The organism is Stenotrophomonas sp. YJH_SMC_123 (assembly GCF_059368215.1).
Genome location: NZ_JCAFRM010000001.1, coordinates 765,585 through 788,070, shown reverse-complemented (window position 1 = coordinate 788,070; position 22,486 = coordinate 765,585). Strand labels below are relative to the sequence as shown.

Annotated in this window: 24 protein-coding genes; 11 read left to right on the top strand and 13 right to left on the bottom strand. The window is 67.8% G+C overall.

Going from position 1 to position 22,486, the window contains the following annotated elements; genetic code table 11:
• The first annotated feature begins 155 nt into the window (after positions 1-155).
• The 5 genes from AC5P5W_RS03760 to AC5P5W_RS03740 all read left to right on the top strand — a co-directional run bounded on the left by AC5P5W_RS03760 (position 156) and on the right by AC5P5W_RS03740 (position 4,336).
• Positions 156-674, top strand: a complete 519-nt coding sequence (locus AC5P5W_RS03760) for an RNA polymerase sigma factor (protein WP_229653773.1) — start codon at positions 156-158, stop codon at positions 672-674.
• Entirely contained in the window at positions 671-1,669 is a 999-nt protein-coding gene (locus tag AC5P5W_RS03755; RefSeq protein ID WP_197575186.1) for a hypothetical protein, read from the top strand. Before AC5P5W_RS03760 ends, AC5P5W_RS03755 begins: the two co-directional genes overlap by 4 nt.
• A gap of 40 nt (positions 1,670-1,709) precedes the next feature.
• Positions 1,710-2,306, top strand: coding sequence for an IMPACT family protein (locus tag AC5P5W_RS03750; RefSeq protein ID WP_049441897.1), 597 nt, complete (start codon positions 1,710-1,712; stop codon positions 2,304-2,306).
• Complete coding sequence (locus AC5P5W_RS03745; protein ID WP_197575184.1) at positions 2,299-4,071, top strand: ABC transporter transmembrane domain-containing protein; 1,773 nt, start codon at positions 2,299-2,301, stop codon at positions 4,069-4,071. Before AC5P5W_RS03750 ends, AC5P5W_RS03745 begins: the two co-directional genes overlap by 8 nt.
• 70 nt (positions 4,072-4,141) lie before the next feature.
• The gene (locus AC5P5W_RS03740; RefSeq protein ID WP_014646818.1) at positions 4,142-4,336 is read left to right on the top strand and encodes a hypothetical protein; all 195 of its coding nucleotides are present in this window, start codon (positions 4,142-4,144) and stop codon (positions 4,334-4,336) included.
• Positions 4,337-4,555: 219 nt separating this feature from the next.
• Here the strand turns inward: AC5P5W_RS03740 and AC5P5W_RS03735 are convergent, their stop codons facing one another.
• The 3 genes from AC5P5W_RS03735 to AC5P5W_RS03725 all read right to left on the bottom strand — a co-directional run bounded on the left by AC5P5W_RS03735 (position 4,556) and on the right by AC5P5W_RS03725 (position 8,204).
• On the bottom strand, positions 4,556-5,680 hold the full coding sequence (locus AC5P5W_RS03735; protein WP_014646817.1) for a prephenate dehydrogenase: 1,125 nt from the start codon (positions 5,678-5,680) through the stop codon (positions 4,556-4,558).
• Positions 5,677-6,585, bottom strand: coding sequence for a pyridoxal kinase (gene pdxY / locus AC5P5W_RS03730; protein WP_197575182.1), 909 nt, complete (start codon positions 6,583-6,585; stop codon positions 5,677-5,679). The genes AC5P5W_RS03735 and pdxY overlap by 4 nt, the downstream gene beginning before the upstream one ends.
• A 419-nt stretch (positions 6,586-7,004) precedes the next feature.
• Positions 7,005-8,204: an MFS transporter gene (locus tag AC5P5W_RS03725; RefSeq protein WP_041863321.1), complete on the bottom strand. Its 1,200-nt coding sequence runs from the start codon at positions 8,202-8,204 to the stop codon at positions 7,005-7,007.
• A gap of 72 nt (positions 8,205-8,276) precedes the next feature.
• On the opposite strand from AC5P5W_RS03725, the gene AC5P5W_RS03720 reads away from it, so the two are divergent.
• A complete protein-coding gene (locus AC5P5W_RS03720; protein ID WP_197575322.1) occupies positions 8,277-9,074 on the top strand; it encodes a helix-turn-helix domain-containing protein in 798 nt (265 codons plus the stop codon).
• 60 nt (positions 9,075-9,134) lie between these two features.
• Here the strand turns inward: AC5P5W_RS03720 and dnaJ are convergent, their stop codons facing one another.
• The 4 genes from dnaJ to hrcA form a co-directional block, all read right to left on the bottom strand.
• The gene (dnaJ, locus tag AC5P5W_RS03715) at positions 9,135-10,259 is read right to left on the bottom strand and encodes a molecular chaperone DnaJ (protein WP_197575324.1); all 1,125 of its coding nucleotides are present in this window, start codon (positions 10,257-10,259) and stop codon (positions 9,135-9,137) included.
• Between the two features lie 154 nt (positions 10,260-10,413).
• Positions 10,414-12,336, bottom strand: coding sequence for a molecular chaperone DnaK (gene dnaK, locus AC5P5W_RS03710; protein WP_032959111.1), 1,923 nt, complete (start codon positions 12,334-12,336; stop codon positions 10,414-10,416).
• Positions 12,337-12,518: 182 nt separating this feature from the next.
• Positions 12,519-13,034, bottom strand: a complete 516-nt coding sequence (grpE, locus tag AC5P5W_RS03705; protein ID WP_014646812.1) for a nucleotide exchange factor GrpE — start codon at positions 13,032-13,034, stop codon at positions 12,519-12,521.
• Positions 13,035-13,097: 63 nt separating this feature from the next.
• A complete protein-coding gene (hrcA, locus tag AC5P5W_RS03700; RefSeq protein ID WP_010484463.1) occupies positions 13,098-14,162 on the bottom strand; it encodes a heat-inducible transcriptional repressor HrcA in 1,065 nt (354 codons plus the stop codon).
• Between the two features lie 115 nt (positions 14,163-14,277).
• Between hrcA and recN the strand changes: the two genes are divergently transcribed.
• Positions 14,278-15,939, top strand: a complete 1,662-nt coding sequence (recN, locus tag AC5P5W_RS03695) for a DNA repair protein RecN (protein WP_111206254.1) — start codon at positions 14,278-14,280, stop codon at positions 15,937-15,939.
• Between the two features lie 110 nt (positions 15,940-16,049).
• Here recN and AC5P5W_RS03690 read toward each other — a convergent pair whose 3' ends face one another.
• On the bottom strand, positions 16,050-16,967 hold the full coding sequence (locus tag AC5P5W_RS03690) for a LysR family transcriptional regulator (protein WP_032959114.1): 918 nt from the start codon (positions 16,965-16,967) through the stop codon (positions 16,050-16,052).
• Between the two features lie 97 nt (positions 16,968-17,064).
• Between AC5P5W_RS03690 and AC5P5W_RS03685 the strand changes: the two genes are divergently transcribed.
• Complete coding sequence (locus AC5P5W_RS03685; protein ID WP_197575326.1) at positions 17,065-18,372, top strand: GDSL-type esterase/lipase family protein; 1,308 nt, start codon at positions 17,065-17,067, stop codon at positions 18,370-18,372.
• A 63-nt stretch (positions 18,373-18,435) separates the two neighbouring features.
• On the opposite strand, the gene fur is transcribed toward AC5P5W_RS03685, so the two are convergent.
• The gene (gene fur / locus AC5P5W_RS03680) at positions 18,436-18,852 is read right to left on the bottom strand and encodes a ferric iron uptake transcriptional regulator (protein WP_014646807.1); all 417 of its coding nucleotides are present in this window, start codon (positions 18,850-18,852) and stop codon (positions 18,436-18,438) included.
• Positions 18,853-18,955: 103 nt separating this feature from the next.
• Here fur and AC5P5W_RS03675 point away from each other — a divergent pair, with 103 nt between their 5' ends.
• Positions 18,956-19,348: an outer membrane protein assembly factor BamE gene (locus tag AC5P5W_RS03675; RefSeq protein ID WP_014036847.1), complete on the top strand. Its 393-nt coding sequence runs from the start codon at positions 18,956-18,958 to the stop codon at positions 19,346-19,348.
• Positions 19,349-19,381: 33 nt separating this feature from the next.
• Here the strand turns inward: AC5P5W_RS03675 and AC5P5W_RS03670 are convergent, their stop codons facing one another.
• Both AC5P5W_RS03670 and AC5P5W_RS03665 read right to left on the bottom strand, forming a co-directional pair.
• Positions 19,382-19,639, bottom strand: a complete 258-nt coding sequence (locus AC5P5W_RS03670; protein ID WP_197575328.1) for an RnfH family protein — start codon at positions 19,637-19,639, stop codon at positions 19,382-19,384.
• 3 nt (positions 19,640-19,642) lie between these two features.
• Positions 19,643-20,068: a type II toxin-antitoxin system RatA family toxin gene (locus tag AC5P5W_RS03665; protein ID WP_032959119.1), complete on the bottom strand. Its 426-nt coding sequence runs from the start codon at positions 20,066-20,068 to the stop codon at positions 19,643-19,645.
• A gap of 57 nt (positions 20,069-20,125) precedes the next feature.
• Between AC5P5W_RS03665 and smpB the strand changes: the two genes are divergently transcribed.
• Both smpB and AC5P5W_RS03655 read left to right on the top strand, forming a co-directional pair.
• A complete protein-coding gene (smpB, locus tag AC5P5W_RS03660) occupies positions 20,126-20,629 on the top strand; it encodes an SsrA-binding protein SmpB (RefSeq protein ID WP_099472983.1) in 504 nt (167 codons plus the stop codon).
• Entirely contained in the window at positions 20,626-21,057 is a 432-nt protein-coding gene (locus AC5P5W_RS03655) for a GNAT family N-acetyltransferase (RefSeq protein ID WP_049439209.1), read from the top strand. The genes smpB and AC5P5W_RS03655 overlap by 4 nt, the downstream gene beginning before the upstream one ends.
• Before the next feature lie 26 nt (positions 21,058-21,083).
• Here AC5P5W_RS03655 and AC5P5W_RS03650 read toward each other — a convergent pair whose 3' ends face one another.
• Both AC5P5W_RS03650 and AC5P5W_RS03645 read right to left on the bottom strand, forming a co-directional pair.
• Positions 21,084-21,656 (bottom strand): hypothetical protein, encoded by a 573-nt coding sequence (locus AC5P5W_RS03650; protein ID WP_014646803.1) that lies wholly within the window; start codon positions 21,654-21,656, stop codon positions 21,084-21,086.
• A gap of 169 nt (positions 21,657-21,825) precedes the next feature.
• Entirely contained in the window at positions 21,826-22,287 is a 462-nt protein-coding gene (locus AC5P5W_RS03645; RefSeq protein ID WP_136191668.1) for a hypothetical protein, read from the bottom strand.
• Positions 22,288-22,486 lie beyond the last annotated feature (199 nt).

The window sequence follows — 22,486 nt, the reverse complement described above, 5'->3', positions numbered from 1 at the left end:
GAATCGTGCGCCCGTACGTTTTTCCTCCTGCCCGTAGCCGCTTCCACGCCATGAACCTCGCCCTGCCCGCCCCCATCACCGGCTATGCGCCACCGCCTGCAGGCCTTACCCTGTACGCCGTGGAAGCCAGCGCACTGCCAACCGATGAAGCCTTGATGCTGGCCTGGGCCGGTGGCGACCTGCGCGCGTTCGAAAGCCTGTATGCACGCCATCGCAAGCGCCTGTTCGGCTTCCTGCTGCGGCAACTGCGCGACAACGCGTTGGCCGAGGAGATCTTCCAGGATGTCTGGCAGCGGGTGATCAGCGCGCGCGCGGGCTGGCAGCCTGACGCTGCATTCAGCACCTGGCTGTTCCGCATCGCCCACAACCGCCTGAACGACCACTGGCGGGCCGCTCGCCATCGCCCTGCCGCACCGGCCGACGCCGACCTGCGCCTGGCCGCGATCGAGGACGGGCAGACCCCGGAAGCCGAGCTTTCCGAATTCGAACAACGTCGCCGCATCCAGCTGGCGATGGAGCAACTGCCGCCCGAGCAGCGCGAAGTGCTGCAGCTGCGGCTGGATCAGGAACTGAGCCTGGAGGAGATCGGCCAGATCACCGGCGTAGGCCGGGAAACCGTGAAATCGCGGCTGCGCTATGCGATGGACAAGCTGCGTGCGGGATTGAACGCATGAACCGAGACGAACCGCTGACGCCGGAAGAACGCGAGCTGGCGCGCCTGCTCGGCCGTCGCGTCGAACAGGCCCCGCCGGCCGCGCTGGACGCCACCATCCTGGCCGCGGCGCGCGCTGCCGTGCACGCACCGGCGGCCGATGCTGCTGTCCCCGCCGAGGCGCCGCGCAGGCAGCGCACACGTCCGCGTTGGCCGGCGGTGTTCGGCATCGCCGCCTCGATGGTGTTCGCCATCGGCATCGCCTGGCAGCTGCGCCCGGAACCGCCGCCGGTTCCGGCAGGCGAGGCCGCTGTTGCCGCGGCGCCCGCTGCGGCAGACGTCGCGGCCGCCGATCAGGCCGCTGGGAGCAGTCCAGCCGACAGCGCGGTTGCCGCATCGGAAACGACCACCGAACCTGCAGCACCCGAGGCGGCCCCTGTTGCCGCTCCCCCGGCGCCGTCCGTCGCGCGGGTAGCCAAGCCTGCGCCGACCGAGACTGCTGAAGCTCCGGCCCAGGCTGCACGATCGATGGCGGCGGATGCGGCCGCCGATACGTCCTTTGCGGCGCTCCCGCCTGGTCCGGCCACCGCACCGGCAGCGGCACCGCCCGCGCCTCCCGCACCGGCTGCCTATTCGGCACCTGCACCGGCATTGGCGCCGGCCCCGGCAGGGGCGCTGAAAGCACGCAGCGCCGAGGCGCCAGTGGCCAACGCTGCCGATGCGGAACGGGCGCAGGTACTGGATCGGGTAGAGATCACGTCGATGAAGCGGCAGGCCCCGAGCCGCTCCGCGCCCGGCGTCATGCGCCGGGGCGCCGACGCGCGGCTCAGTGCGGATGCCGTGCAGGCCGAGGTGGACGCCGATGCACAGCTGCCGCGACGGCAGTGGCTGCAGAAGATCCGCGCGCGCCGCGATGACGGCCAGCGCGACCTGGCCCGCGCCAGCCTGGAGCGCTATGTGCAGCAGTATCCGGAAGCGCGCCTGCCGCGCGACCTGCGCCCGCTGCTGGACGACTGAAGCGGGCAGTGACCTCCGGCGACCCCGTAGAATGGCGGGAATGCCCGATACCCTCGCCCAGCCGGTAAGCCACACGCTGGAAGTCAAACACAGCCGCTTCATTGCCCATGCCGCGCCGATCGATGGCGCCGCAGCAGCGTTGGCGTTCCTGCAACAGGTGGCCGTAGCCGACGCAACCCACAACTGCTGGGCCTACCGGCACGGCCAGGACTACCGTTCCAGTGACGATGGCGAGCCCGCCGGCACCGCTGGGCGGCCGATCCTGGCTGCGATCGACGGCCAGGGCTTCGACCGGGTGGTGGTGGTGGTGACGCGCTGGTTCGGCGGCATCAAGCTGGGCGCCGGTGGACTGGTGCGCGCCTACGGTGGCGCCGCCGCCGAATGCCTGCGTACCGCCCCGCGCTTGCCGCTGGTGGCGATGGCCCGGCTGCAGCTGTTGGCCGGCTTCGAGGATCTGGGCACCCTGCATGCCACCCTTCCCACCTTCGGCGCCGTGAAGCGCGATGAACAGTTCGATGCCAACGGCGTGTGCCTGCGGGTCGAATTGCCGGCCGATCAGGTCGATGCATTGAAAATCCGCCTGCGCGACGCCACCCGTGACCGTATCCGCATACAAGACGACGACCAGGATGACTGACAAGGACGACGCCCCCGCCTCGGCCCCACCGCTGCGCCGCCTCGGCAGCCTGCGGACGCTGTGGCCGTTCGTGCGCCGCCACAGCGGGCTGTTCACCGCCTGGCTGCTGGCGCTGGCGGTCTCTTCGGCCGCCACGCTGAGCCTGCCCCCCGCCGTGAAGCAGATGATCGACCACGGCTTCACCAGCGGTGGCCAGATCAACCGTGCCTTCGCCCTGCTTATGCTGGTGGCGGTGGTGCTGGCGCTGGCAACGGCCGCACGGTTCTTCTTCGTGTCGCTGCTTGGCGAAAAAGTCGTGGCCGACCTGCGCAGCCGCCTGTACGCACACCTGATCCAGCTCGGTGCCGGTTTCCATGACCGCAGCCGCAGCGGCGAACTGGTCTCGCGCCTGACCGCTGACAGCGAACTGCTGCGCAGCGTGGTCGGCTCGACCATGTCGGTCGCCCTGCGCAGCAGCGTCACCGTGGTCGGCAGCCTGGCCATGCTGTTTGTCACCAGCCCCAGGCTGGCGGCATGGTCGCTGCTCGGCATCCCACTGGCGGTACTGCCGATCATCATCGGCGCGCGGAAGCTGCGCACGGTTGCACGCAGCAGCCAGGACCGCATCGCCGATGCCAACAGCCTGGCCAGCGAGACGCTGGGCGCCGTGCGCACGGTGCAGGCACATGCACGCGAGCCTTACGAGCGCGGACGCTTCGACAAGGCACTGGGCGATGCCATCGGCGCCGCGCGCCGACGCATCGGTGCGCAGTCGCTGGTCACCGCCAGCGCCATTCTGCTGGTGTTCGGCGCCATCGTTGGCGTGCTGTGGCTGGGCGCGCACGATGTCATCGACGGGCGCCTCAGTGCCGGCACGCTGGGGCAGTTCGTGCTGTACGCGCTGATCGGCGGCGGCTCGGTGGGCGCGCTGGCCGAAGTGTGGAACGAACTGCAGCGTGCAGCCGGTGGCATGGGCCGCATTGGCGAGCTGCTGCAGGAAGACATCGAGATCCGTGCGCCGGCGCAGCCGCACGTTCTGCCGCAACCATTGCGCGGCGAAATCCAGTTCGACGACGTGGTGTTCCACTATCCGCAACGTCCGGACCAGGCCGCGCTGGACCACTTCAACCTGCATGTCCGCCCGGGCGAGACGGTGGCCCTGGTCGGCCCGTCGGGCGCGGGCAAGAGCACGGTGCTGTCGATGCTGCTGCGCTTCCACGATCCGGCCAGCGGCCGCATCTGCGTGGATGGCATCGACATTCGCCAGGTCGATCCGGCCGAGCTGCGCGCGCAGCTGGCGCTGGTGCCGCAGCAGCCGACGCTGTTCGCGGCCAGTGCGCGCGACAACATCCGCTATGGCCGCCTGCAGGCCAGTGACGCCGAGGTCGAAGCTGCCGCGCGTGCGGCCGAGGCCGATGGCTTCCTGCGCGCGTTGCCGCAGGGCTACGACAGTGAGCTGGGCGAACGCGGTGCGCGCCTGTCCGGTGGCCAGCAGCAGCGCGTGGCGATTGCCCGCGCACTGCTGAAGGACGCGCCGATCCTGCTGCTCGATGAAGCCACCAGCGCGCTGGACGCACAGAGCGAGCACAGCGTGCAGCAGGCGCTGGAGCGGCTGATGGCCGGTCGCACCACGCTGGTCATCGCCCACCGCCTGGCCACCGTGCTCAAGGCCGACCGCATCGTGGTGATGGACCAGGGCCGCATCGTGGCCGAAGGTACCCATGCCCAGCTTCTGGCCGAAGGCGGACTGTACGCTGAACTGGCACGACTGCAGTTCATCGATTGATGACGGCCGGCTAACATCGGCCGGACCAAGCTGGCCTCGCATCAGCAGCATCCGCTGAAGGAGGTACGCGATGTCGTTCCGTCAGTTCCCTGCAGTCGACAGCAATGGCGAAAGCCACATCATCATCGAGTTCAAGCCCGAGGCGAATGGCAGCGGGCATCACTCTGAATCCACGCCGCGTTACGAGCTGGATGACGGGCGTCATCTGGTTCGCAATGGCCGCGAGTTCACCACCAGCGGTGGCGAACTGCGGTTGATGATCTAGCGCTGCCCACCTTGGTGGGCACTGGCCGTGTCGCCCTGCTCTGGTAGGCGTCGACCTCGGTCGACACGCGCTTTGCCAAGGGCAGTCGAGCACGGCTCGACTCCACAAGAAGGCGTGATCAATTTTTCACCAAGCATCTTGACAGCCTTGCCTGACAAGGGCTGCGCAGGGTTATCCACACGTTTGCTCAGAAACCATCCACACCGCCTGTGGATGAATTCAGCCCAGCACCCGTCCGATGCCGCTGGCGTCCACGTCGGCCGCGGCCCGGGTGATCGCCGCCGGATCGCTGCCGGCCACGAATCCGATGCGGAAGTGCACTTCACCGCCGGGCGTGCGCGAGGAATGGATCGAAGCCAGGCTGATGCCATGCTGCTCGAACACGTTCAACAGCTCGCGCAGCGAGCCAGGCCGGTCCTCCGGCAGGTGCACCGACAGCGCGTTGCGCTCGGTCAGATCGGCCAGCAGATACCCCACGCGTTCGAACGTGTAGTTGCCATCCGCCAGGGCCTGCTCGCCGAAGGCACTGCGATTGGCTGACAGCAGCTGCTCACGGAATGCAGCCCGTGCGCCGTCGTCGCCCTGTCCGACCTGCACCTGCAGGGCCTGCAGCTGCCCCACCAGCCGCTCCAGCATCGGCGCCACGTACGGGTTGCCGAACTGGATGTCTTCGTAGATCGCCGGATTCAGCGACAGGATGCGCGAGATGATCGCCGTGTCCAGCTCGAACGACGCCGAACGGTACGGCATCATCGCGGCCAGATCGCCCAGCTGCGGCTGGTACTGGCGCAGCACGCCTGCCTGCGCCAGGTGGGTGGCATGCACCATCGCCTGCACCAGCGCCATCATCTGGTCGTGGTGCTGCGGCGTCGCGCGCACGCACTCGGCCTGCAGCGCGGTGCACAGCATATCGACCCATGCCCGCCAGTGCTGCAGCCGCGCTTCGCAGACCACCATCACCCGCCCCTTCAGGGTCGGCGCCTTGGGTGGCGCGGTCATCGGGTGCAGTCCGACCACTTCGGCCTGCGAGGCCAGCATCGCCTGCACCGGTGCCTCCTTTACCGAGGTCACATCCAGCCACAGCCTGCCCTGCTCGCGGCCCGCCGATTGCCGCACGTACTCGGCGATCAACGCCGGCGTGTGCCGGATCGGTGCCGAGAACACCAGTACATCGGCCTGCGCCAGCAGGTGTTCCGGCGTGTGCGAGTCCGGGTCGGCCGGGTCATGGCCGATCACCTGCAGCTGCAGGTGCTGCTGGAAGAAGCGGCACAGCCAGCGCCCATAGGCACCAGCACTGCCGACGATGCCGACCGTGCGCGGCGTGCGTGGATCCAGGCCGCTCATGCCACGCGTTCAGCGCGGAAGCGCGTTCCTTCGGCCAGCGCCGCCGGCGCGGCAGCGATCACGTCGAACTCCTCGAAGCCGTTGTCCAGGGTCGCCTCCAGCGCCGCATGGGTGCCGGCAATCGCGCGCGAAATCGCCTGCTGCATCGACTCACCGCGCAGCAGGAACGACACCACCAGCGACATCAGCACGTCACCGGTACCGGCCACGTCCACCGGCAGCAGCGGTGAGGTCCAGCGCCAGGTTTCCTCGTGCCCGACCGCCAGGGTGACCAGCTCACCCGGGTTGCCGCCTACGCTGTGCGCGATCACCCAGTGCGGGCCACGATCCAGCAGCGTGCGCGCGGCGGCGATGGCATCGGCCTCGGCCAGTGCCGGCATGCCGGCCAGGCGATTCAGTTCGAAGGCATTGGGCGTCACCAGCCAGGCGTGCGGCAGCAGGCGCTCGGCGAAGATCGCTTCCAGGCCCGGTTCCACGTAGGGTCCGGTATGGGTATCACCGATCACCGGGTCCAGGCAGTAACGCAGCTGTGGGCAGGCCGGCAGGATGTTGTCCAGCCAGTCGGCGAAGGCCGCACCGTTGGCGGTGCTGCCGAAGTAGCCGGACACCAGCATCTTCGCCCGCTGCGGCAGGCCACGCTCGTGGGTACCCAGCAGCAGGTCGGCAAACCAGTCGGCGGGCAGCACGCGGCCCCGCGTAGTGTCGTAGAACGGCGCATTGCTCAGCAGCACGGTCGGGATTTCGGCGACGCGCACGCCCAGTGCGCGCATCGGCGGGACGGCGGCACTGTTGCCGGCGTGGCCGTACACAAGTTGCGACTGGACCGAGATGACATCGATCGGCGACGGCCCATCCGGCCGCTGGCGGCGGCCGTGGACCAGGTGGTTATCAAGGGATTCGCTCATGGCCGCATTCTACGCCCAAGGGAGTTTTCGGCAGGGCTTGCAGCCTGCACCTGCCGAAGGCGAAGCCGAAGCAAGATCAAGAGCCGCATTCCGTGGGATGGCGGGGCGGTGTGGGTGGTCAGGACCGTTGGTCGGCACATCTGTGGGATACCGAAATAAATCGGGGTCAGATCCGTTTTCCTTCGGAAAACGGATCTGACCCCACGAGCTGTTCCGACGGATCGCAGAAAACTGTCGAAGGCGGGGTGGGTCCGGTTGCAGGGGTGTCCGCGGCATGGATGCCGCGGCCAAGCCCCCAGGGATGGGTTTACGGCGTCCCCTGCAACCGGACCCACCCCGCCAACCCACGGATAGCCCGCTTCTGCTGTTGACGTTGCCTCTGCAGGTGCAGGGCTGCAAGCCCTGCAAACCCAACCCCCTCAGTGAGCAGCAGGCCGCGATGGCGGCAGCCACGCCGCGACGATGCCCAGCAGTGGCAGGAACGCGGTCAGCTGATAGACGAATTCAATGCTGGTCCTGTCTGCCAGCATGCCCAGCACGGCCGCGCCAAGCCCGCCCATGCCGAATGCAAAGCCGAAGAACAGGCCGGACACCATGCCGATGCGGTGCGGCATCATCTCCTGCGCGTACACCACGATGGCCGAGAACGCCGAGGAGAGCACGAAGCCGATCAGCACTGCCAGCACTGTGGTCCATAGCAGATCGGCGTGCGGCAGCATCAGCGCGAACGGGGCCACGCCGAGGATCGAGGTCCAGATGATCGGCTTGCGGCCGATGCGGTCACCCAGCGGGCCGCCGAGGAAACCACCGGCGGCAGACGCCACCAGGAACGCGAACAGATGCAGTTGCGCCTGTGCCACCGGAATGCCGAAGTGGTGGATCAGGTAGAAGGTGAAGTAGCTGCCGATGCTGGCCATGTAGAAGTACTTGCTGAAGATCAGCACCAGCAGGATCGCCAGCACCTTGGCCACGGTGCGCGACGAATGCCGCGGGGCCATAGACGCGGTGCTGGCCGGACGCGGTGTGCCCAGGTGCAGTGCATACCAGCGGCCAACATAGGTCAGCAGCGCGATGCCGATCAGCGCGGCGCCGGCAAACCATGATGCGGCACGCTGGCCATACGGCACGATCACGGCCGCAGCGATCAACGGCCCCAGCGCGGTACCGAAGTTGCCACCCACCTGGAACACCGACTGCGCGAAGCCATGGCGACCGCCCGAGGCCAGCCGGGCGATGCGCGAGGCCTCCGGGTGGAAGATGGCCGAACCAATGCCGACCATCGCCGCAGCCATCAGCACCACCGCGTAGTTCGGCGCAAAGCCGAGCAGCAGCATGCCGCACAGGGTCGAGGCCATGCCGATCGGCAGCGAGTACGGTGCCGGGCGGCGGTCGGTGGCCATGCCGATCAACGGCTGGAAGATCGACGCGGTGAGCTGGTAGGTCAGCGTGATCAGGCCGATCTGGGTGAAGCTGAGGTTGAAGCCGCCCTTGATCACCGGATAGATGGCCAGGATCAGCGACTGCATCATGTCGTTGACGACATGCGAGGTGGAGATGGCGGCCAGCACGCCGGGAGCCACCGGGCGTGAGGTCGTTGCGGGAGAAGCCAAGGTCGACATGGACACAGTCAGGTTGGGGGCGAGCCACGCATGCTACGGTGGGCCCCCACTCCCTTCTGCCGCGTTCGGGTCATGGCCTATCGCAAAAAGGACACTCCCTGCCTGATCCGCGAGACCGCGCCGTGGAACGAAGTGCCGGTACACCGCCCGGTGACCAGCCGCGCCCGGCACTACCCCCCCGGTACCCACATCGCGCCACACCGGCATCGCCGTCACCAACTGGTCTTCGCCATGTCCGGCCTGATGGTGGTGCGCGCGGACGGTGGCCGCTGGGTCGTGCCCTCCACCCGCGCGATCTGGGTTCCGGCCGGCATGGTGCATGCGGTGGACTGCATCGCCGAGGTGCACATGCGCAGCCTGTACGTGGAACCGGACTTTGCACCGCAACTGCCGGATGGGGCGTTCGCAGTACAGGTGGCGCCGCTGCTGCGCGAACTACTGCTGGCGGCCAGCCTGATCGAGTCCGCGCACGTGGACGACAGCCGCGACGGTCGCGTGGTGCGCCTGCTGCTGGACGAGCTGCACCGCATGGACGTGCTGCCGCTGCACCTGCCCTCGCCCACCGACCCGCGCCTGCAGAGGATCTGCCAGCACATCCAGAAGCATCCCGCCGACGACGCCACGCTGCAGGACTGGGCCCAGGCCCTGCAGGTGGACGTGAAGACCATCCAGCGCCATTTCGCCGGCGAACTGGGCATGACCTTCGGGCAGTGGCGGCAGCAGGCGCGCCTGCTGGCCGCCCTGGAGCGGCTGGCAGTCGGCGACAAGGTCATCGATGTGGCGCTGGCGATGGGCTACGACAGCCCCAGCGCGTTCACCAGCATGTTCAAGCGCCAACTGGGGCAGACGCCCGCGGCGTTTTTCCGCTGATCGCAAACGAAAACGCCGGGCATGGCCCGGCGCTACCGCTCAACGCTTCGGTTGAAAAACTCAGGACGTCATCCGGTCCCAGAAGCCCTTCACGCCATCCATGAACGTCGCCGACTTCGGCGAATGCTTGCGTGCTTCCTCGCCGACAAAGGTGGCTTCGAACTGCTCCAGCAGCTTGCGCTGTTCGTTGGTGAGGTTGACCGGGGTCTCCACCACCACGCGGCAGTAAAGGTCGCCCTCGCTGCGGCTGCGCACCGAACGCACGCCCTTGCCACGCAGGCGGAACAGCTTGCCGGTCTGGGTCTCGGCCGGGATGCGGATTTCCGCTTCGCCGCCGAGGGTCGCCACGCGTACGGTGTCGCCCAGTGCCGCCTGCGAGATGCGGATCGGCACTTCGCAGTGCAGGTCGTCGCCATCGCGCTGGAAGATCGCATGCTCGCGCACCCGTACTTCCACGTACAGGTCACCCGGCGGCGTTCCTGCCGGGCCGGCCTCACCTTCGCCCTGCAGGCGGATGCGGTCGCCGGTATCGACGCCCGCCGGCACCTTCACCGACAGCACCTTGTCTTCCTCGACACGGCCGTTGCCGTGGCAGGTCTTGCAGGGCTTGGCGATGATCTGGCCACGGCCGCCGCAGTTGTGGCAGGCCTGCTGCATGGCGAAGATGCCGCGCTGGATGCGCACCTGGCCGCGGCCATGGCACACATTGCAGGTTTCGACCTTGCCGTCTTCGGAGCCACTGCCATCGCAGTCGCCGCACTCGACCAGGGTCGGGATCTCGATGCGGCGCTCGACGCCGCGTACCGCTTCTTCCAGGTCCAGCTCCATCACGTAGCCGATGTCGGCGCCGCGACGGGCCTGGCGCGGCCCACCGCCGCCCCCGCCAAAAATGTTGCCGAAGATATCGCCGAAGATATCGTTCATGTCCGGGCCGCCCGGACCACCACCGCCCATGCCGTGCTCGAACGCGGCGTGGCCGTGGCTGTCGTACATGCGGCGCTTGTTGCCATCGGACAGCACTTCGTAGGCTTCCTTGCACTCCTTGAAGGAGGCTTCGGCCGCCGCATCACCCGGGTTGCGGTCCGGGTGGAACTTCATCGCACAGCGACGGTAGGCCTTCTTCAGCTCGTCGTCGGTGGCGGTGCGGGCAACGCCCAGCACTTCGTAGTAATCGCGCTTGCTCATATGGTGAATCTGGTTCCGGAAAGTCGGGATTCGTCAAAGCGGAAGAGCGGAACCAGGTCCGCTCTTGCGTCGGGCGCCCCGACACGCCGGTGGGCGGTCAGGACCCTGATGCGACAACGGGACGCTGATGGCCAGCGTCCCGTGTCGGTCCGGATCAGGACTTCTTGTCGTCCTTGACTTCGGTGAACTCGGCGTCGACCACGTCGTCCTGCGCCTTGCCGGCGTTGCCGGCGTCGGCACCCGGGGCACCGCCCTGGTCGGCCGAAGCAGCGGCGAACAGCGACTGGCCGGCTTCCTCCAGCACCTTCGACTTGGCTTCGATCTGTGCCTTGTCGTCACCCTTCATCGCGGTTTCCAGGTCGGCCAGGGCCGCCTCGACCTTGCCGATGACATCGCCGCCGACCTTGCTGCCGTGCTCGGTGATGGCACTGCGGGTGCCGTGGATCAGGGCATCGGCCTGATTGCGGGCCTGCACCAGCTCCTGGAACTTCTTGTCTTCTTCGCGGTTGGCTTCCGCGTCGGCGACCATGCGTGCGATCTCTTCCTCGGACAGACCCGAACCGGCCTTGATCTCGACCTTCTGTTCCTTGTTGGTCTTCTTGTCCTTGGCCGACACGTGCAGGATGCCGTTGGCGTCGATGTCGAAGGACACTTCCACCTGCGGCAGGCCACGCGGAGCCGGCTCGATGCCAGACAGGTCGAACTTGGCCAGCGATTTGTTGAAGCGGGCCTGCTCGCGCTCACCCTGCAGCACGTGCACGGTCACGGCCGACTGGTTGTCCTCGGCGGTGGAGAACACCTGCGAGGCCTTGGTCGGGATGGTGGTGTTCTTCTCGATGATCTTGGTGAACACGCCGCCCATGGTTTCGATACCCAGCGACAGCGGGGTCACGTCCAGCAGCAGCACGTCCTTGACGTCGCCGCCCAGCACGCCGCCCTGGATCGCAGCACCCAGTGCCACGGCTTCGTCCGGGTTGACGTCCTTGCGCGGTTCCTTGCCGAAGAATTCGGTCACCGCCTGCTGCACCTTCGGCATGCGGGTCTGGCCACCGACCAGGATCACTTCGCTGATGTCGCTCGAACGCAGGCCGGCATCGTTCAGGGCGACGCGGCACGGCTCGATCGACTTCTTGATCAGGTCTTCCACCAGCGCTTCCAGCTTGGCGCGGGTCAGCTTGATGTTCAGGTGCTTCGGACCCGAGGCGTCAGCGGTGACGTACGGCAGGTTCACTTCGGTCTGCTGGGCGCTGGACAGCTCGATCTTGGCGCGCTCGGCAGCGTCCTTCAGGCGCTGCAGGGCCAGCGGATCCTTGCGCAGGTCGATGCCCTGGTCCTTGTTGAATTCTTCAACCAGGTACTCGATGACGCGGTTGTCGAAGTCTTCGCCGCCCAGGAAGGTGTCGCCGTTGGTGGCCAGCACTTCGAACTGCTTCTCGCCGTCAACGTTGGCGATCTCGATCACCGAGACGTCGAAGGTGCCGCCGCCCAGGTCGTACACCACGATCTTGCGATCCTTGTTGTCGCCCTTGTCCAGGCCATAGGCCAGCGCGGCCGCGGTCGGCTCGTTGATGATGCGCTTGACGTCCAGGCCGGCGATGCGGCCGGCGTCCTTGGTCGCCTGGCGCTGGCTGTCGTTGAAGTAGGCCGGCACGGTGATGACCGCTTCGGTGACCTTCTCACCGAGGAAGTCCTCGGCGGTCTTCTTCATCTTTTCCAGCACCTTGGCCGAGATTTCCTGCGGCGCCATCTTCTTGCCGTCGCTGGTGGCCACCCAGGCATCGCCGTTGTCATGGGCCAGGATGCTGTACGGGACGTGGGCGATGTCCTTCTGCACTTCGGCGTCGGTGAACTTGCGGCCGATCAGGCGCTTCACCGCGTAGAAGGTGTTCTTCGGGTTGGTGACGGCCTGGCGCTTGGCCGAGGCGCCCACCAGGACTTCGCCGTCCTTGGTGTAGGCGACGATCGACGGGGTGGTGCGATCGCCTTCCGAATTCTCGATGACGCGGGCCTTGCCGCCGTCCATGATCGCCACGCACGAGTTGGTGGTGCCGAGGTCGATACCAATGATCTTGCCCATGGGGGAGACTCCTGAGGATGCTTGTTGGGGTCAGTCCGGCCGTTCGGCCGGTGGATGAATACGATGTGGGGGAGGCTCGTGGAACATTCAAGCCATCTCCCGAACGCTGTGTTTCCGGTCGCCCGGCGCGTTCAGCGTCGGGCCGGGTGACGGGACATTCCCGCCTTCCGGCCCTGGAGGGGTCAGTCGGCGGCCACCACCACCAGCGCCGGCCGCAGCAGGCGCTCGTTGAGCAGGTAACCCTTCTGGAACACGGTCACCACGCTGCCCGGGGCGGCGTCTGGGGCCGGCACCTGGCTGATGGCCTGGTGGTGTTCCGGGTTGAACGGCTGGCCGATCGGGTCCAGCAGGACCAGCCCGTTGTCGGCGGCAACCTTCAGCAGCTGCTTGTAGGTCAGCTCCAGGCCCTCGCGCAGCGGATGCGGGTCATCGCCGGCCGCCTTCAAGCCGGCATCCAGGCTGTCGAACACCGGCAGCAGCTCGCCCAGCAGCTTCTCGTTGGCGAACTTGCGGGCCTGCTCGATGTCACGGGCAACGCGCTTGCGCTGGTTCTCGAGGTCGGCGCGCTCACGCAGCGCATCGGCCTTGATCTGCTCGACCTCGGCGCGCAGGCGCTCCACTTCGTCGTTGACGCCGGCGGCGGCGGCCGCATCGGCGGCAGTCTGCTGGGATTCGATATCTGGATGTTCGTGGTTCATGTCTGGGTCCCTGGCGGTCAGTCTCCGCCTCCACCCACCCTAGTGTGGGCGGGATGCTGCGTTTCAAGCGTCGGATGTTCCAGGAGTGCGCCCGGCTGGCGAAAACGCCGCGCCGAGTACATCGGCAGTAGCCTGGACCAGCGGGATCATCCGGTCGTAGGCCATCCGCTTGGGGCCGATCACGCCCAGCACGCCCAGCACCTGGCCATTGGCCGTGTAAGGGGCAGTGACCAGCGAGACGCCCTGCAGCGGCATCATCCCGGTCTCCTCGCCGATGAAGATGCGCACGCCGGGCGCCTGGATGGTCCGCTCCAGCAGCTGCAGGATCTCCCGCTTGCTGGAGAACAGCTCGAACAGCTCGCGCAGCCGCTCCAGGTCGGACAGGTCCTGCACCCCCATCAGACGGGTCTGCCCGGCCACCAGCATGTCGTCGGCCGCCGGCTGCAGGGCCTGCTCGGCCAGCTCGATGCTGTGCGCCAGCAGCTGCTCCAGCTCCGAACGGGCATCACGCAGTTCCAGCAGCAGGCGGGTGCGGATCTCGGCCATCGGCAGGCCGGCGAAATGCGCGTTGAGGTAGTTGGCGACCTGTTCCAGCTGGCCCGGCGCGAACTCCTGGCGGGTCTCGATGACCCGGTTCTGCACCTCGTTGTCGGCGAACACCAGGATCGCCAGCACCCGGCGCCCGTCCAGCGCCACGAAATCGATCTGGCGGAACGCGAACTGCTCGCGCCGCGGGGCGCTGACCACGCCGACGAAGTGGCTCATCGCCGACAGCAGCTCCGAGGCGCTGCCAAGCAGGGCCTGGGTGCTGCCGCCGCCGGCCAGTTCCTGGCGCAGCCGGGCCAGCTCGCCTTCGCCCGGCGGCTGCATCTGCAGCAGGCTGTCGACGAACACCCGGTAGCCATGTGCGGTCGGGACGCGCCCGGCCGAGGTGTGCGGCGAAGCCAGCAGCCCCAGGTCTTCCAGGTCACCCAGGATGTTGCGGATGGTGGCCGGACTGACCTCCAGCCCGGCCACGCGCGCCAGCGTCTGCGAGCCGACCGGCTCACCGTCCTGGATGTAACGCGCGATCAGCGTGCGCAGCAGATGGCGCGCACGCGGGGCAAGCTGGTCGGGAGAACCGTGCATGGAATCAACCTGTGAGACACGGACACTAGATAATGGCGGCGGATCACCTTGGCAAGTCATTGGACCTCCCGCGCCCGCGTGCTAGCGTTGCGCGGCTGCTGACACCCCTTTACCCATGCTCAGACATCTTTCGATCAAGGATTTCGCCGTCGTCCGCGCCACCGAACTGGAGTTCGGGCCAGGCATGACCGTGGTTTCAGGCGAGACCGGCGCCGGCAAGTCACTGATGGTCGACGCGCTGGGCTTCCTGTCCGGCCTGCGCGCCGACAGCGGCGTGGTCCGCCACGGCGCCGCGCGCGCCGAGCTGTCGGCCGAGTTCGCGCTGGACCAGCTGCAGGCCGCGCGCCAGTGGCTGGCCGACAACGAGCTGGACGACGAGGAGCAGTGCCAGCTGCGCCGCGTGATCCGTGCCGATGGCGGCTCGCGGGCCTGGATCAACGGCCGCCCGGTGACCCTGGCCCAGCTGGCCGACCTGGCCTCGCTGCTGGTGGAGATCCACGGCCAGCACGAGCAGCAGGCCCTGCTGGCACGCCCATCACAGCTGGCCCTGCTGGATGCCTATGCCGGCAACGAGGACGAGCGCCGCCAGGTGCGCCGCGCCGCTGCGGCCTGGCAGGCCCTGGTCGATGAATCACTGGCGCTGTCGCAGCAGGGCGACGTCAGTGACCGGATCGGCTTCCTGGAGCACCAGCTGCGCGAGTTGGACCGCGAGGATCTGGAACCCGAATCGATTGCCGCACTCGGTGCCAGCCACCGTCGCCAGGCCCACGCCAGCGCCCTGCTGAGTGCCTGCCAGGCGGCCAGCAACCAGCTCAACGGCGACGACGGCAGTTCCGCGCTGGACCTGCTGCAGCAGGTGCGCCACGAGCTGTCGCGCCTGATCGAGCACGACCCGCGCCTGGGCGAGGTGGACGGGCTGATCGAGAACGCCTCGATCCAGCTGCACGAAGCCCTGTCGCTGCTGGACCGCGTGCATGACGACCTCGACGCCGACCCGGAACAGTTCGAGGAGAACGAGCGTCGCCTCGGCCGCCTGCACGACCTGGCCCGCAAGCACCGTGTGCCGATGGACGAGCTGGGCGCGCAGCGCGAGCGCATGCACGCCGAAGTGGAACAGCTGCGTGGGGCTGACGAACGCCTGCAGCGCCTCGCCGGCGAGATCGACAAGGCCGCTGCGGCCTGGCGCGTGCAGGCCGGGCTGCTGACCGCCAGCCGCCGCGCCGCCGCTGCCGAGCTGTCGGCCACCACCACCGGCATCATCGCCGAGCTGGGCATGGGCGGCGGCCAGTTCCTGATCGAGCTGGAACCGCAGGACGCCGGCAAGCCCGACCCGCAGGGTGCCGAGCGCGTGGAATTCCTGGTGGCGGCCAATGCCGGGCAGCCACCGCGTGCCCTGCGCAAGGTGGCCTCGGGTGGCGAACTGTCGCGCATCTCGCTGGCCATCGAAGTGGCCGCGCTGGACCTGGATGCAGTGCCGACCATGGTGTTCGACGAAGTCGACTCCGGCATCGGTGGCGCGGTGGCGGACATCGTCGGCCAGAAGCTGCGCGCCCTTGGCGAGAAGCGCCAGGTGCTGTGCGTGACCCACCTGCCGCAGGTCGCCTCCAAGGGCCATGCCCATTACCGGGTCAGCAAGGCCCCGGTGGAAGGCATGACCCAGAGCGCAGTGGAAAAGCTGGACAGCAAGGCGCGCGAGGAAGAACTGGCGCGCATGCTCGGCGGCGTGGAAGTGAGCAAGGAAGCGCGCGCCGCCGCACGCAAGCTGCTGCAGGTGTAACGCCGGCCGAGCCGAGCATTGGCTCGGCTTCCGCACGGTAGTGCCGGCCGCTGGCCGGCACCCCGATGCGGGTGGATGAAGATCATGAGGTTGCCGGCCAGCGGCCAGCACTACCCCTGTGGCTGCGTCAGATCGACGTTCTCCACCAGGAAATCAAGAAACGCGCGCACCCGCAGCGGCAGGTAGCCGCCCTGCCCCAGGAACACCGCGTGCACCTCTTCCAGGTCACCGGGATTGGCGTCCTCCAGCACCGGCAGCAAGCGCCCGGCGGCAATGTCCTGCTGCACCTGGAATGCTGCCAGCCGCGCCATGCCCAGCCCACCCAGCACCAGCTGGCGCAGCGCATCGCCGTTGCTGGCGCGCGCGTTGCCACTGGGCAGCAGCATGCGTTCGCGCCCGTCCTGCAACAATGGCCAGCCCTGCATCGCGCGCGCATGGCCGATATCCAGCCGGTTGTGCGACTGCAGCTCCTCGGCAGTGCGTGGCAGCCCGTGCCGCTGCGCGTAGGCCGGTGCAGCCACGATCATCATCCGCGTCGCACCCAGCCGCCGCGCCACCAGGCTGGAGCTCTTCAGTGGACCGGCCCGCACCGCCACGTCGGTGCGCTGCTCAAGCAGGTCGATCACCTCGTCATTGAGGGTCAGGTCCACGCCTACCTGCGGGTTGCGTTCGAGGAATGCCGGCAGCAGCGGCAGCAGGAAATGCTGGCCGAACGGCACGTTGGAGTTTACCCGCAGCCGTCCGCGCGGCTCGGCATGGGCACTGGCACAGCGCTCGGCCTCCTCCAGGTCGGCCAGCACGCGCAGGCCGCGCTCGTAGAACGCACAGCCTTCCGGGGTCAGCTGCAGCTGGCGGGTGGAGCGTTGCAGCAGGCGCGTACCCAGCCGCTGCTCCAGCCGGGCCACCAGCTTGCTCACTGCTGACGGCGTCATGTCCAGGGTGCGTGCGGCGGCGGAGAAGCCACCGGTCTCGATCACCCGCACGAACACTTCCAGTTCGCCGGATCGGTTGATGTCGGGTCGCGCCATGACGATGAATCCAGTTCACAGATGATTGTCCATACGCAGTCTAGTTCACAGATGACCCCGGAATCACCATGGCGTTCCCTCCCACCTGGATTGCCCGATGAACCGCTTGAGCCAGCTCACCGCCACCGCCCTGCTCGCCCTGTCCGGCGTCGCCAGTGCCGCATCCGCCCCGCACTGGGTCGCCAGCTGGCAGGCCAGCCCGCAACCGGTCTGGGACGCGGATTTCCTGTTCCCGACCCTGGTTCCGGCCGCGCTGCAGGACCAGACCTTCCGCCAGACCGCGCGCATCAGCCTGGGCGGGTCCCGGCTGCGGGTGCGGTTGAGCAATGCCTACGGCACCCAGCCGCTGCGGATCGGGGCGGCCAGCGTGGCCGCGGGCGCGGGCGCCACCCCGCAACCGCTCAGCTTCGACGGCCAGCCTGGGGTGTTGATCGGTGCCGGTCAGGAACGGCTGAGCGATCCGCTGGCGGTGGCCACGGAAGACCACCAGGCGCTGCAGGTCAGCGTCTTCGTGCCGGGGCCGACGCCGGTGCAGACGTTCCATAGGGACGGCCGCCAGACCAGCTGGATCGCCGGCGGCAATCAGGCCCGGGCGCGCGACCTGCAGGGTGCCAGTTCCACTACCGCACGCCTGTTCCTCACCGGGATCGAGGTCGAGGCCGCCGCCAGTGCGCGTAGCGTGGTGGTGATTGGCGACTCGATCACCGACGGCGCCACCGCCAGCCTCGACCAGGACCAGCGCTGGACCGACCATCTGGCCGCGCGTCTGGCACCGCGCGGCGTCGCGGTGGTCAACGCGGGCATTTCCGGCAATCGGCTGCTGAGCGACGGCATGGGCGAGTCGGTTCTGGCCCGCCTGCGGCGTGACGCACTGGATCAGCCCAGCGTCGCCAGCGTCATCGTGCTGATCGGCATCAACGACATCAGCTGGCCCGGTACTGCCTTCGCCCGCGCGCAGCCCCGGCCCAGCCTGCCCGAGCTGCAGGCCGGCTATCGTGCCCTGGCCGAACAGGCCCACCGGCGGGGTCTACGCATATTCGGCGCCACCCTGATGCCGTTCGCGGGCGCCCTGCCCGGCACGCCGCTGGACGACTACTACCACCCGGACAAGGAGGCCCTGCGCCAACAGCTCAATGCATGGCTGCGCAGCAACAGCCCGTTCGACGCGGTGATCGACCTGGACGCGGCGCTGCGCGACCCGGCCGATCCGTCACGGATGGCCGCCGCCTACGACTCCGGCGACCACCTCCACCCGGGGGATGCCGGCAACCGGGCGATGGCCGAGGCGGTGGACCTGGAGATCCTGCTCGGTTGCAAGGGGTCAGAGCCCTTTGCTGGCGCAAAGGGATCCGACCCCGCAGAGCGCCCGGGGCCGGCCCCCTTTCCTGGAGGGAAAGGGCCCTGACCCCGGCAACGAAAAACCCCGGGCAAGCCCGGGGTTTCGTCGCTAGCGGCTGGCCGGAACGGCCTACTTGCGCTTCTTGCGCACGTAGAGCACCAGCGAGTGTTCTTCCAGCTCATAGCCGTGATCGGCCGCGATCTTGCGCTGCAGCTCCTCGATCTCATGGCTTTCGAATTCGATGATCTTGCCGCTGTCCACGTCGACCATATGGTCGTGGTGGCCACCACGGTCCAGCTCGTAAACGGCCTGGCCACCCTCGAAATTGTGCTTGAGCACGAGGCCGGCGGCCTCGAACTGGGTCAGCACCCGGTAGACCGTCGCCAGGCCGATCTCGTCGCCATGCTCGAGCAGCTGGCGGTAGATGTCCTCGGCGGTCATGTGGTGCTGGTGGTGCTGGGCATTGCGCTGTTCGAGCAGCGCCAGGATCCGCATCCGCGGATGGGTCACCTTCAGGCCGACTTTACGCAGGTCGTGGGTTTCCATAGGTCTCCGTTCATTGGCGATTTAGCGCCAGCTGCCTCGGATTGGGTCGCGGTGGCACGCCGGGAGTGTATCATCGGTTTGATTTCCCCAACCGCCAGTCCCGATGCGCAATCTCCTGTTGGTCGCCGCCGTCGCCCTGTCCACCACCGGGTGCGGCATCATCTACAAGCAACCCATCTATCAGGGCAACCTGATCCGGGAAGATGCCGTGGCCAAGCTGCAGGTCGGGCAGAGCAAGCAGCAGGTCACCGCGCTGCTGGGCACCCCGTCCATCCCCGACCCGTTCCACGCCCAGCGCTGGGACTACACCTCCAGCCAGCGCGTGAACCGCCTCGGCCGCACCGAAGTGAAGAACTTCGTGGTGTTCTTCGAGAATGACGCCGTTACCCGCTGGGAAGGCGACTACTTCCCGGGCAACGACAAGGCCCTGGCCCAGCAGACGGTGCGCCAGTTCGGCCGCAACCTGCCGAAGGACAAGAAGAAGAAGGGCCGCTGAGGCCTGCCCGTCCGCAGGGACGGGTTGCCGGGATCAACCGCCGAGCGCGCGACGCCGGCGGTTGTCCTTGGGGTCGGCCAGCAGCGGGCGCAGCAGCTCGATGCGGTCCCCGTCCAGCAGCGCCTGCTGTGGACGGGCCAGCACGCCATGCACCGCGGCGGCAGGACAGTCGACACTACCTTCCAGCGCAGCGGCGGCGATGGCGTCGGCCACGGTCGCTCCCTCTTCCAGCTGCAGGTGGCGCGACAGCACGCGCTCCGGCCAGGCCAGCACCACCTCGACCTCGATCATCGCTCAGCCCTCGTCGGCGACGCGGACGAAATCATTGACCATGCGATCGGCCAGTCCCTGGAAGCCGATCGCCAGGGCCGGACCGAGCAGGCGCGAGCTGGGTTCGAACTCCAGGGTCAGGGTGACCTTGCACGCATCCTCGGCCAGCGCATGGAATTCCCAGCGGCCGTGCAGCTGCTTGAACGGGCCATCGCGCAGCTGCATGTCGATGCTGTGCGGGCGCTGCAGGGTGTTTTCAGTCTGGAACCAGGTACTGAACGACCCCAGGCCCAGGTCCAGGCGCGCCACCAGGCGGTCCTCGCCCTGCTCCAGGATCTGGGCAGCCGAGCACCAGCGGAAACGGCGCGGATAGGCCTGGACGTCGTTGACCAGGTCGAACATGCGCGCGGCCGAATGTTCGACCAGGGCGCTGCGGCGGATAGTAGGCATGAATACAGGACGTTTCGGCAATCGACCGGGCGGGCCCGAATCGGAGACAATACGGAAATGAGCAAGAACAGCGGCAAGGATAAAGCAAAGAGCGCGACGGCCAACAAAACCATCGCGTTGAACAAGCGTGCCCGCCACGAGTACCACATCGAAGAGCGCTTCGAGGCCGGCCTGGCCCTGCAGGGCTGGGAGGTGAAGTCGATCCGCGCTGGCCGCGGCAACATCATCGACGCCTACGCCTATGTGAAGCACGGCGAGATCTTCCTGATCGGCGCGCAGATCACCCCGTTGATCCAGGCCTCCACCCACTTGGTGGCCAATGACCGGCGCGAGCGCAAGCTGCTGCTGCACCGGAGCGAGATCGACAAGCTGGTCGGCAAGGTCGAGCGCGATGGCTACACGATCGTGCCCACTGCGATGTACTGGAGCAAGAACAAGATCAAGCTCGAAGTCGCGCTGGCCAAGGGCAAGCAGACCCACGACAAGCGCGATGCCGCCAAGGACCGCGACTGGGCGATCGAGAAGCAGCGTGTGATGCGTCGCGGCAACCGCGACGCATGACCGCCCCCATCGGCGCCATGGTGACTGCCAGCGCCGATGAAACGCGCACGTTGTGCGCGCGCCTGCTGGCCTTCAACCAGGCCCACGGCGGCGATTCACTCGATGAGACTCCAGTCCGCCTGGCCTGGCATGACGAGCACGGCGCGCTGCGCGGTGGTGTGCTGGCCGACGTCTGTGCCAGCTGGCTGCAGGTACATGTGCTGTGGGTGGATCCGGAACTGCGCGGGCAAGGCATCGGCCAGCGCCTGCTGGCGGAAGCAGAAGCCGCCGCGCGCCAGCTTGGCGCCCGCAACGTGATGCTGGATACCTTCGACTGGCAGGCCGAAGCTTTCTACCTGCGGCAGGGCTACACCGTCTATGGGCGGCTGCCCGATTGCCCGCCCGGGCACGAGCGGATCTACCTGCGCAAGCCATTGTCAGGTTCCTGACCGCGGCCGCGGAAACCGCCGACCGGTCACCCTGCCAGCACGCCCTGCCCGCGCATGCGCGGTGCCAGCGCTGCGTGCATCACGGCCAGGTGCATCACCACTGCCAGTTCCGGCGCATGCCGATCATCGCCGGCGCGCCACCGCTGCGCCAGCTGGGCCGCGTCGGCCGGCAGCAGGGCCAGCAGCTGGGCGTCATCCAGCGAATCGGCCGCGCCCTGGAGCTGCCGCGCCATCTGTCGCGCCTGCCATACATGCACGCCGATGCTGAGGCTGGCCAGCGACATCAGGACCACGGCCAGCCCGTGCTCGAACCATTGCGACAGCACTTCCGGCCCCCACAGCAGGGCCGCCAACACGGCCAGGCCCGGCAGGCGCCAGCCCAGCCAATGGATGCGACCGCGCTGCGACCAGTGCACAACCACCGCACTGGCCACCAATGCCGCGGCCGCAGTCGCCGGCAGCTCGGTCAGCGCGGTGGCCGCAAGCAACACCGCCAGCACCGCCCAGACCCAGCCGGGCGGCAGGGCGCGCCGCTGGTAGTCGGCACCGACCGGCCCGATCAGCTGCCGCAGGCTGCGTTGTTGGCTTGCATCGGTCACCCACAGTCTCCGTGTCTGTCCTGGCCCGGATGGTCGCCGCCAGTGTGTCGCAAATTCGTGCCAGTGACGTTACCAATCCGCTATGGTCAATGCAGTGCAACTTATTGGAAATTGACAACGCTGCGCGCGCACCGTCGCCCCCACAGCCGGGACCGAGCGCCGGATCAGCTCAGGCCGGAAGCGAGGGTCGCGTCACGACGGGCAGCGCCTGGCAACGTTCATGCACAGAGCCGACCGGTACGGCGCAGACACGCTCACCGACGAACCGGCGGTACTCCCGGTTGCCATCCTCGGGCTGATCCAGCCCGGGAACCTTCAGCAGGTCCAGCCCCCGCGCCTGGGCAATCAGCTCTGCGGCCTTCACCATCGCCGTGGACCTGCCACCGAAGAAGGCGATACGCGATTCGCGCGAGTGCTCGGAGAACGTGTTGATCAGGTCTACCAGCGACCGCCCCAGACCGACGACATTCACCACCAGCAGGCTGTAGTGCCGCCATTCCACCAGCGTTGCCGCGCTGCACGCGTCGCCGACCACTTCAACGCTGACCCGCGCATCGATCGACAGGCGCGACTCCATCGCAAGTCGCTCCATTGTTCGCTCACCCACCAGCAGGACCCTGATCGAGGCCATCACCCACTCCTTCCCTATGTGTGCCCGCCGCCGAAAGCAGGGACTCCAGTGAAGGAGAAAATGGTAGGCACGCGCATGCCGGCACCCAATAAGACAACCCCGAAAACAGCGTTGATTGCAGGTACTCCAGGCCTTGCAGCAGGGTGCGGCACGCCAGAATCGGAATGGTCTCATGCGGGCCAACGTGCTCCCCGCATTA

Excerpts from the sequence above, each read along its gene's own strand:
- AC5P5W_RS03760 (WP_229653773.1), top strand. The coding sequence starts at position 156 with ATGCTGGCCTGGGCCGGTGGCGACCTGCGCGCGTTCGAAAGCCTGTAT.
- AC5P5W_RS03755 (WP_197575186.1), top strand. The coding sequence starts at position 671 with ATGAACCGAGACGAACCGCTGACGCCGGAAGAACGCGAGCTGGCGCGC.
- AC5P5W_RS03750 (WP_049441897.1), top strand. The coding sequence starts at position 1,710 with ATGCCCGATACCCTCGCCCAGCCGGTAAGCCACACGCTGGAAGTCAAA.
- AC5P5W_RS03745 (WP_197575184.1), top strand. The coding sequence starts at position 2,299 with ATGACTGACAAGGACGACGCCCCCGCCTCGGCCCCACCGCTGCGCCGC.
- AC5P5W_RS03740 (WP_014646818.1), top strand. The coding sequence starts at position 4,142 with ATGTCGTTCCGTCAGTTCCCTGCAGTCGACAGCAATGGCGAAAGCCAC.
- AC5P5W_RS03735 (WP_014646817.1), bottom strand. The coding sequence starts at position 5,680 with ATGAGCGGCCTGGATCCACGCACGCCGCGCACGGTCGGCATCGTCGGC.
- pdxY (WP_197575182.1), bottom strand. The coding sequence starts at position 6,585 with ATGAGCGAATCCCTTGATAACCACCTGGTCCACGGCCGCCGCCAGCGG.
- AC5P5W_RS03725 (WP_041863321.1), bottom strand. The coding sequence starts at position 8,204 with ATGTCGACCTTGGCTTCTCCCGCAACGACCTCACGCCCGGTGGCTCCC.
- AC5P5W_RS03720 (WP_197575322.1), top strand. The coding sequence starts at position 8,277 with ATGGCCTATCGCAAAAAGGACACTCCCTGCCTGATCCGCGAGACCGCG.
- dnaJ (WP_197575324.1), bottom strand. The coding sequence starts at position 10,259 with ATGAGCAAGCGCGATTACTACGAAGTGCTGGGCGTTGCCCGCACCGCC.
- dnaK (WP_032959111.1), bottom strand. The coding sequence starts at position 12,336 with ATGGGCAAGATCATTGGTATCGACCTCGGCACCACCAACTCGTGCGTG.
- grpE (WP_014646812.1), bottom strand. The coding sequence starts at position 13,034 with ATGAACCACGAACATCCAGATATCGAATCCCAGCAGACTGCCGCCGAT.
- hrcA (WP_010484463.1), bottom strand. The coding sequence starts at position 14,162 with ATGCACGGTTCTCCCGACCAGCTTGCCCCGCGTGCGCGCCATCTGCTG.
- recN (WP_111206254.1), top strand. The coding sequence starts at position 14,278 with ATGCTCAGACATCTTTCGATCAAGGATTTCGCCGTCGTCCGCGCCACC.
- AC5P5W_RS03690 (WP_032959114.1), bottom strand. The coding sequence starts at position 16,967 with ATGGCGCGACCCGACATCAACCGATCCGGCGAACTGGAAGTGTTCGTG.
- AC5P5W_RS03685 (WP_197575326.1), top strand. The coding sequence starts at position 17,065 with ATGAACCGCTTGAGCCAGCTCACCGCCACCGCCCTGCTCGCCCTGTCC.
- fur (WP_014646807.1), bottom strand. The coding sequence starts at position 18,852 with ATGGAAACCCACGACCTGCGTAAAGTCGGCCTGAAGGTGACCCATCCG.
- AC5P5W_RS03675 (WP_014036847.1), top strand. The coding sequence starts at position 18,956 with ATGCGCAATCTCCTGTTGGTCGCCGCCGTCGCCCTGTCCACCACCGGG.
- AC5P5W_RS03670 (WP_197575328.1), bottom strand. The coding sequence starts at position 19,639 with ATGATCGAGGTCGAGGTGGTGCTGGCCTGGCCGGAGCGCGTGCTGTCG.
- AC5P5W_RS03665 (WP_032959119.1), bottom strand. The coding sequence starts at position 20,068 with ATGCCTACTATCCGCCGCAGCGCCCTGGTCGAACATTCGGCCGCGCGC.
- smpB (WP_099472983.1), top strand. The coding sequence starts at position 20,126 with ATGAGCAAGAACAGCGGCAAGGATAAAGCAAAGAGCGCGACGGCCAAC.
- AC5P5W_RS03655 (WP_049439209.1), top strand. The coding sequence starts at position 20,626 with ATGACCGCCCCCATCGGCGCCATGGTGACTGCCAGCGCCGATGAAACG.
- AC5P5W_RS03645 (WP_136191668.1), bottom strand. The coding sequence starts at position 22,287 with ATGGCCTCGATCAGGGTCCTGCTGGTGGGTGAGCGAACAATGGAGCGA.